This window comes from Gracilimonas sp. (assembly GCF_017641085.1).
In the GTDB taxonomy this organism is placed as follows: domain Bacteria; phylum Bacteroidota; class Rhodothermia; order Balneolales; family Balneolaceae; genus Gracilimonas.
On the sequence record NZ_JAEPPI010000003.1, the window covers coordinates 635,579 to 647,178 of the forward strand.

The following is an 11,600-nucleotide window of genomic DNA, read 5'->3' on the forward strand; positions in this document are numbered from 1 at the left end:
ACTTTCCAAGAAATATGAAAATTGTAGTGGTTTTATTAGATTATTATTTATCAGTTCTACTACAAATACTATGAAAGATTTTGAACGTATTACATTTGATCCGAAAATAATGGGAGGAAAACCTTGCATTAGAGGAACACGTGTGACAGTTGGAACAATTGTTGGTTTAGTAGCCGAAGAGTATTCTTTTGAAAAGATACTTGAATTATACCCCTATCTTGAAAAAGAGGACATTCATCAATCTCTGGAATATGCTGCCTGGAGGTCTAATGAGCTTAGGGAACCCTTCTCAGCTGTATGAAAATTTTAATTGATATGAATTTAAGTCCAGCTTGGGTGGGCTTTTTTCAGGCAAAATCAATAGGAGCTGTACATTGGAGTGAAATTGGTAAAATGGATGCACCGGATAAGCAGATTTTAGAATATGCGAAGGAACATAATTTTGTCATATTTACTCATGATCTGGACTTTGGAAATATATTAGCGGTAAGTGGAGGCCAGTTTCCGAGTGTTATTCAGATTCGAACTTTGGATACCAATCCAAGTGTACTTTCCCCAATTGTTTTTAAAGCGTTAAGGCAATATAAAACGCATTTAGAAAGCGGAGCTTTAATAACGGTTGATCTCACCAAAGCAAGGGCCACAATCCTGCCTATACCACGATAGAGTTTAACATGTTTATGCAACCGGGCATTTATCCAGCGAAGTTTTGTATGCCTTCTCAAGTATATCCAGCCCCTCATCAATCTGGTCTTGCGTAATAGTTAGCGGCGGACGGAAACGCACGGTGTTCGGACCACAGGAAAGGATCATCAGCCCGTTATTCACGCATTCTTTGATCACGGCATCGCGGGAGTGGCCATCGGGCAGGTCGATGGCGCAGAATAATCCTTTACCTCGAGGATTGGTAAAATACTCGTGCTGGTCGGCCAGGGCTTCCAGTCGGGTTTGAAGATAATTGCCGACTTTGGCCGCATTATCAACCAGGTTCTCTTCTTCGATTACATCCAGAATACGGCCGAAGCGAACCATATCCACTAAGTTTCCACCCCAGGTAGAATTAATACGGGATGAAACATGAAAGCAATTGGTTTCAACTTCATCTACACGCTTGCCGGCCAGGATGCCACATACCTGTGCCTTCTTACCAAACGCGAGGATGTCGGGTTTAACATAATGCTCATGAGCCCAGAATTTACCTGTCATGCCAACTCCGGTTTGAACTTCATCGTAAATCAGTAAGGCTTCGTGTTTATCAGCTAAATCTCTTAGCGCCCGATGGAACTCCTGTCGGAAGTGACGGTCGCCACCTTCTCCCTGTATAGGTTCAATCAAAATGCAGGCGATGTCATCTTTAAACTGCTCGAAATATCGCTCGGCCTGCGCAATAGCTAGTTGCTCCTGAGCGGCTGTGTGCTGTACATTTTCTTTGGTGGCAGGGTAGGTCATAGCAGGGCTGATTACCCGGGGCCAGTCAAATTTTGGGAAGTATTTTACTTTGTTGGGAACCGTATTGGTGACCGACAACGTGTAGCCGGAACGCCCGTGAAATGCTTTTTCAAAGTGAAGCACTTTATGGCCTTTTTCTTCCCGGTATCCTTTTTCGAAATTCTTCTGCACCTTCCAGTCAAAGGCAACTTTCATGGCGTTTTCAACAGCTAACGCTCCACCGGAAATGAAAAAGGAATAGGGCATGTAATCGGGTATTCCAACCCGGTCGAATGATTCCATAAACTCGGCCATGTCCTTCGTGTAGATGTCAGAGTTGGACGGTTTGTTAATGGCTACACGTCCTAATTTGGCAACAAAATCATCATCCTGAGCCAGTTTCGGGTGGTTCATCCCTAAGGGGTTAGAAGCAAAAAAAGTAAAGAAATCGAGATAGCGTTTGCCCGACTTGGAGTCGTAAAGATAAGGCCCTTCGCTTTCCTCAAGGTCGAGTACCATTTCATAACCATCGGTAAGCATATGTTTACTTAACACAGATCGAACCTGATCAGGGGTAATTGTCATACTATCTCGCATTGTTAGCTCCTGCAATAAATTTACTGTTTCTTGGAAGCTACCAAATAGGCATTCACCTCTCAATAGCGTTTAAATTCACTAAAGTTAAAATGAGCGTATTTCAGGCTGTGATCGGTGCGAGTGATGGAGAAGTTATGGACACCAGCCCACCGGTATATCTACGGTTTCTGAAAGGGAATCATATTCTATTAATATCTCAATTTCAGTTTGGGGATTATTTTTGAAGTTAGGCGTCGATTAATTGAATAAGGCGCACAAATATACCCCGCGAATTTGCTCATACTTGTAACAATGTGTTTTTTACATTTCCTTAACCATTGTTGGTGAAAACTTTGCAATTATTAGAGTATATATAGGACTGGCATTCAAAGAGGCAGTTAGTAATATGAAATTTACCTCAGGTATTCTATTCATCATTTTATTCAGTTTGTTCAGCTCACCGGCCCTGTATTCGCAATCTGGTTCCATTTTGCGGTTCATTATACAGGAAGAGAGCGGCCAGCCTATTGTAAGTGCAAATGTCTTGTTGTTTGAAGGTGAAGAAGAAGACTACACAGACTACGGCGTTACCAATCGTGATGGTTTTGTAGAATTCAGGGGTCTCAAAGCCGGGCGTTACCGAATTCAAATTTCATACATCGGGTTTAAAACCTTTGAAGAGTATTATGAGATTGGGCAAGGGGAGACGGATATTCATCGCATTGCAATGGAGGAAAGCATTGGTGAATTGCAGGATCTTGAGATTGTTGAAAAAGGAGCCAAGACAGGGATGGCCGGGATAACCCGCATCCGGGCTGAAGATATTTCCAGGATTCCATCGGCAAGCCTTGAAGGTGATTTGATGGCCTACATCGAAACAATGCCCGGTGTGGTAAGTACGGGAGATCAGGGTGGGGACTTATACATCCGCGGAGGAACACCATCGCAGAACCTGGTGCTGGTTGATAACATCCCGCTGGTAAAACCTTTTCATATTTCAAACTTATTCTCTGCCTTTCCTGAAAAAGCGGTCAACAATGTATCGGTTATGGCCGGTGGATTTGACAACAGCTACATGAACAGTACCTCGGCAGTAATAGATGTAAACCTGAAAACCGGGAACCTTCAAAAGTTTTCGGGCAGTGCTTCTTTAAGCCCGTATATGTCTACCATATTCATCGAAACTCCTGTGCGTAAAGGCTTATCATCTTTATTTGTGAGTGGAAGGGCTTCAACCATCAATCAGTTTTCGGGCTACCTGGGTTCTGATGAAAAAGACATGCAGTTTTACGATATCATTTCCAGATATACCCTTCAGGGTAAAAAGTTTAATTGTAGCTTAAGCGCCATTTATACGGAAGATGAGGGGCGGATTAACACCAGCCGAAATACACGCTTGGGATGGACGAATACCGGTGCCGGCATCCGCTGTTTTGGGTTCGATGAGATGTTTGATCATCCCTTTGAAGTCTCTCTGGGATATTCCGGATTTTCGAATACAGAAGGTTCCGATTCCCGGATTGAACGAAATTCAAGAGTTGATCAAGGGTACCTGCGGGTGGATATGCAGGAAGAAGTAGCAAACCTGACTTTTGATTATGGAGTCAATGTTTGGTATCAAAGCTTTAGCGGACAAGCCAATGAGCTTTTTACTTCTTTTGATGAAGGGATCGAAGGCATTTCGGCAATCATACAGCTTTACCTGAAAACCAAATGGCAGGTTACGCCCCGCCTGATTTTAGAACCCGGAGCCGGCACCCAGATCACGCTGAATTATTCGTCGGGACTCGAGCCACGGTTAAGGGTGCAGTACAATCCGTTTAATAACAACCGGACTGAGTTTAGCATAGCCACAGGTTTATACTCTCAAACGCTGGAAGGTATCACAGATCCCCGGGATGCCGGTTCCACCTTCACCTTGTATTCACCCACAGGATATAATGACCCTTTGCAAAAGGCATTCCACAGTATTTTTTCCTGGAGAAATCGTTTTGGCCGAAATTGGACCACAAATATGGAAGTGTATTATAAAAAGCACACCAACATACCGGTGCCACGATGGTCACAAACGGTGGGCCTGGAAACGGAAACCGTTCGGGCCGAAGGCAATACCTATGGAGCAGATTTCAGGCTGGAATATGATAACGGCCCCGTGTTTTGGTACGTGGGTTATGGGTTCGGGGAAGTAGAATACACGGCAGAAGGATCTGAACTTGGAAGATGGCTGGGGGAAGATTTGCAAAGCTACCATCCCGGACACGATCAGCGCCATAAAGTAAATACCCTCATAAATTATAGGTTCAAAGGGTTTGACCTTAGCTTTAATTGGGAGTTTGGCAGCGGGTTTCCTTACACACAAATTTATGCGACCGACTTACTGCTTGATGTTCCATATGATGAACCTACTAAAACACCCGGTTTAGGTGCTGCCTATTACGATAAACCCTACGGAAAAAGGCTCCCGGTTTACCATCGTCTTGACGTTTCTTTAAAAAGATATTTTGACCTGTCAACATCGGTTAGGCTGGGTAGTGAAATAGGGGCAATCAATGCCTACAATCAGGATAATATTTTCTATGTGGATATTGTGGAGTATGAAGTGGTAAACCAGACCGGGATGTTGCCTTATATATCTCTGAGCGTAAGCTTTAACTGATGGGAGAAAGGATGAAGACTTTTAAAAACACTCGTCTTTCATGTATGCTGATATTGGTGGCAGCCATATCTCTTTCATGTGATACTTCTATCGTACCCATCACGGGCGGAGATCAACAATACTCGATTTACGGGCCGCTGAATATTGCTGAATCTCCGAATTACTTACGGGTTCATAACAGTAAAGCCGTGCTGAATGCAGAATCCACATTACCGTTAAATGTAAGCATGGAGGTTACAAACCTGAACTCAGGACTTACCGAAGTGCTGGATGACAGGCTGGTACAATTCCGGGGAATTTATACCCATAATTTCAGAATTGATATGCCCATAGAGTTCGATACCCGTTATCGGGTTGACCTTGAAGATTTAGAGACAGGAGTCACTTCAAGCTTGGTGAGTGTGACAACCAAACAATCAGAAATTACCATTCTTGAAGATAGTGTGGGATGTAATACAGCATTTAGAATACAGTTGTCGAATATTGATTTAGAGGCCGGCGAACGGCTCGATACCGAAGTGGCGGTAAAGATAGGAGATGATTGGCGCTGGACGCCAAGGAGTGTAAACCGGGTTTATGATGAAGCAGCCAAGACGCTGACTCTGTCCTGGACGCCAAATGAAATTTCAAGCTATGTGATGGGGCCATTGGATTTTCTCGAATGCTGCGAATTCACCAGTAAAAAAATTCAATTCCGGTTTACGCATATAGGCTACGTTGAAGGAAATGAAGAGGGTGTACTGCCTGATTCGTCAGAATTCAACGGGAGTTCTGCAAATAAACAGATTGTGCTAAGTAAATATTCTGATGAGGCAGAAATACAGATAAACCCATGCAGGAATGAAAGCAGCCCGGTGGCCTGCAGTTTTAAATGAATCAGGAGTTACAATGAGTAGATTCAAACATCTTTTAGGAGCTTTTTCAATGTTGTTATTCGGGTGCTTATCACAAGGATGTGAATCATCAATTGATCCGATAACGCAGGAAGACAGAACATACTCAATCTACGGACCCCTGAACATTTTCCAGACACCCAACTACATACGGGTGCATGATAATAAAGCACCTTTAAGTGAGGAAGGGACATTGCCACTTGATGTTGAGATGACCTTCACCAATTTAAGTACCGGTGAGACGGAAGTGTTGGAAGACAGCATAGTAGCATTTGACAACGTTTATACCCACAACTTCCAAATAAACATGCCTGTTCAGTTTGACGAGCGGTACCGCATAAGCATGCAAGATGAGAAAGGCGTTAGTTATGATATAACCTCGGTAACCACCAAACAAACGGATCTTACCGTATTAAAGGATAGCGTAACCTGCATTTCACCATTTAGAATTCGGTTAACAAACATTGATTTAGCAGCTGGAGAACGCCTTGATGCTGAAGTGGCAATTAAGGTTGGCCAGCAATGGCTATGGACCCCCAGAGAAATGGCAAGAGTACATGATGAGGACTTGGAAAACCTAACTTTGTCGTGGACTCCCTACAGCATTTCTGAATTCGTATTCGGACCCTTTGATGCCATTTCCTGCAATGGATTTTCCAGTGAAAAAATCCGGTTTAGATTTACCCATGTTGGCTATGTAGAAGGTGATGAACAGTCTAACGAGGGGGATGAAAATCTAATCCAGCCGGCGCCTGATAAACAAATCGTACTCAGCAAATATTCAGGTGAAACGGAAATACAGATTCACCCTTGCGAATTTGATGTAGATGAATCCTGCGCACCCCACCATGATCTGGACTAAGGGCAGATTTATACAGCGGGGCAGTGCAGGTATATCTTCTAAGCGTTGAAGCCTGCCAATGTTTGCTTAATAATGTTCACACAATCCATCAGCTCTTCTTCAGTCATAACCAAAGGTGGCGCAAAGCGAATGATATTACCATGCGTAGGTTTTGCGAGTAGTCCATTGTCTTTCAGCGCTACGCAAAATCTCCACGCGGTATCACTCTCCGGAGAGTCGTTGATGATGACGGCATTCAGTAGTCCTTTTCCGCGCACTTTCACAAACAGGTCAAATTCTTCAACCAGTTTATTCATCTCCTCCCGGAAGAATTCACCCAGTTTTCGGGCATTCTGAGCCAGTTTCTCATCCTGCACCACATCTAAAGCAGCCATAGCAACTTTGCAGGCCAGCGGGTTTCCACCATAAGTAGAGCCATGCTGCCCGGGTTTGATGACTTCCATAATAGGATCATCAGCCAGCACCGCTGAAACCGGGTAAGCTCCTCCGGATAAGGCCTTTCCTAAAATGAGCATATCGGGCTTGGTATGGGTAGGCTGTCGCTCGCAATTACCGGCGCAGGTGCAATCTCCGCACACGGCAAGTAAGCTTCCGGTTCGTGCAATACCGGTCTGAATTTCATCAGCGATAAAAAGCACATTGTTTTCTTTACAAAGGGCGGCTGCCTTCGGGATGTAACCATCATCAGGTACCACAACTCCGGCTTCTCCCTGAATCGGTTCGGCCAGCAGGCCGGCGATATTCGGTTGTTTTAAAGCCTCTTGCAGTGCATCTATATCATTATATGGTATCTTGATAAAACCGGGGGTATAAGGTCCGAAATTTTTCCGGGCATCCGGATCGTTGGAAAAAGAGATGACCGTGGTGGTCCGCCCGTGGAAGTTATTCTCCAGTACAATGATTTGCGCTTCCTGCTCAGGAATCCCCTTTTTCTCATAGGCCCATTTCCGACAAATTTTGATAGCCGTCTCAACTCCCTCGGCACCGGTGTTCATGGGAAGTACCTTATCGAATCCAAAATAGTCGGTGATGTACTTCTCATATTCCCCAAGCACATTATTGTAGAAAGCGCGGGAGGTGAGACTGAGTGTGTTAGCCTGCTCGGTTAAAGCCTGGATTATTTTAGGATGGCTGTGCCCCTGGTTAACAGCAGAATAGGCCGATAAAAAATCATAATACTTGTTTCCTTCAGGGTCCCAGACATGAACTCCTTTTCCCTTCGATAATACTACCGGCAGGGGGTGATAATTATGAGCTCCGTATTCATTTTCCAGTGCTATAGCTTGCTTGCTGTCTATCATAAATTTCTTTAATTCGAGTTTCCCGAAAATTACTAAATCGAACAATGAAAGATTAACAAGAAATCTAAAAAATCTCTTGATATCGGTTGGGTAAAAGTCGTATATTGAAAGCCTTCACCGCGGGGTGGAGCAGCTGGTAGCTCGTCGGGCTCATAACCCGAAGGTCGCAGGTTCGAATCCTGCCCCCGCCACTATAAAAGCCTTCTGATTAAGTTCGGAAGGCTTTTTTATTTTGGGCAGAAAAATGGGGTACTATGTACAAAGTTTATACGCTGTATTCGGCAAATCATGAAAAAATTTATATCGGATACACTTCTAACCTGGAGCAGGGCATGTTGTCACATAATAAACTGGGGAAGAAAGGTTGGACAATTAAATATCGCCCATGGAAGATTATCTTCTATGAGGAATTCGAAACAAAACCTGAAGCCATGAAAAGAGAGAAAGAGTTGAAGTCTGCAAAGGGCAGAGAATATATATGGAAACAAGTGCAAGAAAAATTTGGGTAGCTCGTCGGGCTCTTATCCGCCGGCTGGCGGACGCAGGTTCTCCCGTATCCGGGATGCCCCCGCCACTATCAAAGCCTTCTGATTAAGTTCAGAAGGCTTTTTTTATTTTGGGGAGAAAAGGCTGAACTATTACACAAAAATCAGCCTTTATTTTCACGTGGCTCATCCTGATTTGTTATCAAAGGTATGTTATTAGGAGAATCCTATAATAATTAAAGCTTTTACAGGTTATTGAATGGAATTGTTGGAAGCTTATCTTATAATTCGACATCGAAACTATTTAAAATTGATATTGTTCGTTACTTGATGCACGCAGAAATAAGACAATTAAAGCTGTTCCTGATGGTCCTTTTTGCGGGAAGTGTTCTCGCGAATTGCTCCGATTACTATATCGATGACATTGAAAGGGGCGGTGGCTACAATTATGAATTCGGGTTTCCGGAGTTGAGGCTATCCACAGCCGGATATTACAATTTGGACGGAACCCCCATTATAGATGTATCAGGTGATATTGTATATGCCGGTTTGATATACGCTGAAAATGCCCGGGGCGATCTTCAGGCAGATGTGTCGATCGACATTAATATAACAGACCAAAAAGACGGCGATTTTGTAGCCCGGGAAACAATCACAGATTCTCTGGTCAGCGACGATAGCGGGGTTATTTTCAGCCAGAATGTTCACCGCTTTAACGAAAAGTTTGAAGTGAGGCCGGGGTCTTTTAATGTGGAAGTTGTTTTGACTGATGAAAAGTCGGGCAAGCAAACAACCCAAAATAATGAAGTGACTATTCCCGATTACGCCGACCGCATTGCCGCCATATCAGAAATTCAAATCTTCGGGAAGAACAATGCACTTACTAATTCCGAATTTGTTCCGGTAACAACCTATGATGTTCCGGGCCAGCTCGACTCTCTGAAGTTCGTGGTACAGATTACCAATAGTACCAACAATGATATCACTGTAAACTCAAGATTAAAGAAATTTCGGGCAGATACTTCCATCGCCTGGCCCATGAGCATTCAGAACTACCCCCGATCTAATATCAGGTATCAGGGAATTGAGTACGATGAATTTGACATTCTTCAGTCCGGAACCCGAACGTTGCAGCAGCAGGGAAATATTTTTATTGAGTATGCCTACAAGGGGCTCGATGAAGGAAACTATCGCCTGGAAGTAGAGATAACGGATGGGAATGATGTTGAGGCCATATCAGGCAGAGAGTTTGGAATTAAACCACCATTTTATCCTGCGGTCAAAACTGCACGAAAAATGGCCGAGACTCTATACTATATAATGGAGGAAGATGAGTACGAGGCTTTGATGAGCATCGAAGATACTGATTCTTTAAAAAGTGCCATCGATCGGTTCTGGTTGAAGAACATCAATAATTCAGCTTTAGCCAAAGAGGCCATCTCCATGTATTATAACCGGGTTGAAGAAGCCAACAAACAGTTTTCAAATTTCAAAGAGGGGTGGAAGACAGATCCGGGAAGGGTTTATATCCTTTTTGGTCCGCCATGGAGTGTTGACGATGTATTAAACTCTCGGATGATTTGGTACTACACCAATAATCTGGATGACCCTGAAAGAGGCTTTTTATTCAGGGTATCTGATTTAAAAAGTAAGTACTTCCCCTTTGACAATTACATTTTAGACCGCAATATTTTATACCACAATCTGGAATACAGACAAATACAGCGCTGGAGAACCGGCAACATCCTTTCAGTAGATCTTTAACACTTATTATTAAAACCAATACCATGACACTTTCAAAACAAATTAAGAGCACGTTACTATTTACTTTGGCAGCTTTATTTGCTCTCCCTTTATTAGCTCAGACTAAAGTGACCACTGATGACATTCAGGAAATGGTCAGCTATAATCTGATCCCTACTTTTCAAACAACCAATGTAAAAGGGAATCCCTATATCGCCGATAATTTTTTAATGGGTTCTTTTGAGCTGTACAGCGGAGCGACTACCGAGAACCTGGAAATGAATTACAATATTTATGAGAACAGGATAGAAATTGTTGATGGCAATCAGGTATATGCCGTTTCTGCTGATGACGTAAAGCAGTTTGTTGTAGAAATGAATGGAGAGGAAAGAGTATATAAAAAAGGATTTGAGTCAAGAAGACTGGATGCTAACCAATTTGTTGAAGTGAAGGCCGACGGTGCCATGAGCTTTTTGATTAAGCATGAGGTTAACTACTCAGAAAACTCCAGTGCCGGTTATGGGTCAGCCTCCAAAGAAGAAGTCTATGCAAAAAACAAACGTTACTATCTGAAAAAGGGTGGGGAAGTTCATGAGCTGAGACGGTTAAGACACCGCCGGGTTGCAAAACATTTTAATGACAACAAACAAGTCAATAACTACATCAAAGAGAATAATCTTGACCTCTCTAATCCGGATCATATCGAAAAGGCTGTGAACAAATACAACGAGATTACATCCTGAGAATAATTATTTAATAAATTTTAAAATAATAGATACGTATTAAGTAGTATTGTAAGACCGAAAAATCCAGACTTACTATTCATCAAGGTCTGCTCTATAAAATTATCATTTAACATTTTTTAATAACTAATGAAATACAGATTATTAGCTGTAGCTGCCACTATATTATTATTTACAGCTTCTTGTTCCACAACCAACAGTTCTCAATTCTTAGCTCCGGACTATTCAAAAGATAACGCAGTTAAAAATTCTACCGTAACCATTTTACCGGTAGAAGCGGAATACTTCTTTAATATTTTTCCCAACTATGTGTACGGAGAATTAAAGCCAAACGAATCTCACATCTTTGATTATTACCTTCCATTTTATATAGAAAGAAATACGGATGCTGATGTGACTTCAATATTTAAAGGAGATTCACTAAATGGATCTGCATTTGAAATGAAAGAGCTGAATCTGGGTACCGATGAAAAAATGCAAATCATTGGCCCCAAAGAGGAAACGGCACTTAATATGGAAGCTATTGACAGCCGTTTCATACTTATTCTGGATCAGTATAATTACCAGATGTACACCATTGAAACAGGGGGTGGGAATTATGCCGGCCATGAAATGCATAAGGAGACCCGGCTTAAGTTTGAAACCAAGTACCTGATCTGGGATAATGAATTACAAAAAGCCGCAGCCTGGGGTAAAGTGAATTCAGTAAAAAAATACTCTGTAATGGATGGAGATCAGGTTTACAGAAACTTACTGGATGATGTGTTGCAGAAAATCATTCAAAAAAGTCCTTTTTCTTAATTTTTTTGCCTGATTAAGTTGGCAGTAGTTCAAAACTGATTATATTAACGGGGTATGGCAGGACAAAATATTTCTGCAACCCAGCAATGATGAATAATTTTAGGTTACCAAA

The 11,600-nt window shown here is 42.5% G+C and carries 11 protein-coding genes and 1 tRNA gene; 10 read left to right on the forward strand and 2 right to left on the reverse strand.

Features of this window, described 5'->3' with window-relative positions:
* Positions 1–70: 70 nt before the first annotated feature.
* Both JJ941_RS13790 and JJ941_RS13795 read left to right on the forward strand, forming a co-directional pair.
* The gene (locus JJ941_RS13790; RefSeq protein ID WP_290966372.1) at positions 71–301 is read left to right on the forward strand and encodes a DUF433 domain-containing protein; all 231 of its coding nucleotides are present in this window, start codon (positions 71–73) and stop codon (positions 299–301) included.
* Entirely contained in the window at positions 298–666 is a 369-nt protein-coding gene (locus JJ941_RS13795) for a DUF5615 family PIN-like protein (RefSeq protein ID WP_290966376.1), read from the forward strand. The genes JJ941_RS13790 and JJ941_RS13795 overlap by 4 nt, the downstream gene beginning before the upstream one ends.
* Before the next feature lie 12 nt (positions 667–678).
* On the opposite strand, the gene lat is transcribed toward JJ941_RS13795, so the two are convergent.
* Positions 679–2,013 carry an L-lysine 6-transaminase gene (gene lat, locus JJ941_RS13800; RefSeq protein WP_290966379.1) on the reverse strand — a complete coding sequence of 445 codons (1,335 nt, stop codon included), beginning with the start codon at positions 2,011–2,013 and terminating at the stop codon, positions 679–681.
* A 397-nt stretch (positions 2,014–2,410) separates the two neighbouring features.
* On the opposite strand from lat, the gene JJ941_RS13805 reads away from it, so the two are divergent.
* The 3 genes from JJ941_RS13805 to JJ941_RS13815 are packed head-to-tail and all read left to right on the forward strand — an operon-like array spanning position 2,411 to position 6,415.
* Positions 2,411–4,660, forward strand: coding sequence for a carboxypeptidase regulatory-like domain-containing protein (locus JJ941_RS13805; RefSeq protein WP_290966382.1), 2,250 nt, complete (start codon positions 2,411–2,413; stop codon positions 4,658–4,660).
* An 11-nt stretch (positions 4,661–4,671) separates the two neighbouring features.
* Positions 4,672–5,535, forward strand: a complete 864-nt coding sequence (locus JJ941_RS13810; RefSeq protein ID WP_290966385.1) for a hypothetical protein — start codon at positions 4,672–4,674, stop codon at positions 5,533–5,535.
* A 13-nt stretch (positions 5,536–5,548) separates the two neighbouring features.
* Entirely contained in the window at positions 5,549–6,415 is an 867-nt protein-coding gene (locus tag JJ941_RS13815; RefSeq protein ID WP_290966388.1) for a hypothetical protein, read from the forward strand.
* Between the two features lie 38 nt (positions 6,416–6,453).
* On the opposite strand, the gene rocD is transcribed toward JJ941_RS13815, so the two are convergent.
* Complete coding sequence (gene rocD / locus JJ941_RS13820) at positions 6,454–7,716, reverse strand: ornithine--oxo-acid transaminase (RefSeq protein WP_290966391.1); 1,263 nt, start codon at positions 7,714–7,716, stop codon at positions 6,454–6,456.
* Positions 7,717–7,834: 118 nt separating this feature from the next.
* On the opposite strand from rocD, the gene JJ941_RS13825 reads away from it, so the two are divergent.
* The 5 genes from JJ941_RS13825 (at position 7,835) to JJ941_RS13845 (ending at position 11,488) form a co-directional block, all read left to right on the forward strand.
* Positions 7,835–7,907: transfer RNA gene (locus tag JJ941_RS13825), tRNA-Met, on the forward strand.
* Positions 7,908–7,970: 63 nt separating this feature from the next.
* Positions 7,971–8,225 carry a GIY-YIG nuclease family protein gene (locus JJ941_RS13830; RefSeq protein WP_290966394.1) on the forward strand — a complete coding sequence of 85 codons (255 nt, stop codon included), beginning with the start codon at positions 7,971–7,973 and terminating at the stop codon, positions 8,223–8,225.
* Between the two features lie 306 nt (positions 8,226–8,531).
* Entirely contained in the window at positions 8,532–9,965 is a 1,434-nt protein-coding gene (locus tag JJ941_RS13835) for a GWxTD domain-containing protein (protein WP_290966397.1), read from the forward strand.
* A gap of 23 nt (positions 9,966–9,988) precedes the next feature.
* On the forward strand, positions 9,989–10,687 hold the full coding sequence (locus JJ941_RS13840) for a hypothetical protein (protein WP_290966400.1): 699 nt from the start codon (positions 9,989–9,991) through the stop codon (positions 10,685–10,687).
* Between the two features lie 129 nt (positions 10,688–10,816).
* Positions 10,817–11,488 (forward strand): hypothetical protein, encoded by a 672-nt coding sequence (locus tag JJ941_RS13845; RefSeq protein ID WP_290966404.1) that lies wholly within the window; start codon positions 10,817–10,819, stop codon positions 11,486–11,488.
* The last annotated feature ends 112 nt before the right edge of the window (positions 11,489–11,600 follow it).

What these genes read in the sequence shown, in the direction of transcription:
- JJ941_RS13790 (WP_290966372.1), top strand. Translation starts at nt 71, where the DNA reads ATGAAAGATTTTGAACGTATTACATTTGATCCGAAAATAATGGGAGGA.
- JJ941_RS13795 (WP_290966376.1), top strand. Translation starts at nt 298, where the DNA reads ATGAAAATTTTAATTGATATGAATTTAAGTCCAGCTTGGGTGGGCTTT.
- lat (WP_290966379.1), bottom strand. Translation starts at nt 2,013, where the DNA reads ATGACAATTACCCCTGATCAGGTTCGATCTGTGTTAAGTAAACATATG.
- JJ941_RS13805 (WP_290966382.1), top strand. Translation starts at nt 2,411, where the DNA reads ATGAAATTTACCTCAGGTATTCTATTCATCATTTTATTCAGTTTGTTC.
- JJ941_RS13810 (WP_290966385.1), top strand. Translation starts at nt 4,672, where the DNA reads ATGAAGACTTTTAAAAACACTCGTCTTTCATGTATGCTGATATTGGTG.
- JJ941_RS13815 (WP_290966388.1), top strand. Translation starts at nt 5,549, where the DNA reads ATGAGTAGATTCAAACATCTTTTAGGAGCTTTTTCAATGTTGTTATTC.
- rocD (WP_290966391.1), bottom strand. Translation starts at nt 7,716, where the DNA reads ATGATAGACAGCAAGCAAGCTATAGCACTGGAAAATGAATACGGAGCT.
- JJ941_RS13830 (WP_290966394.1), top strand. Translation starts at nt 7,971, where the DNA reads ATGTACAAAGTTTATACGCTGTATTCGGCAAATCATGAAAAAATTTAT.
- JJ941_RS13835 (WP_290966397.1), top strand. Translation starts at nt 8,532, where the DNA reads ATGCACGCAGAAATAAGACAATTAAAGCTGTTCCTGATGGTCCTTTTT.
- JJ941_RS13840 (WP_290966400.1), top strand. Translation starts at nt 9,989, where the DNA reads ATGACACTTTCAAAACAAATTAAGAGCACGTTACTATTTACTTTGGCA.
- JJ941_RS13845 (WP_290966404.1), top strand. Translation starts at nt 10,817, where the DNA reads ATGAAATACAGATTATTAGCTGTAGCTGCCACTATATTATTATTTACA.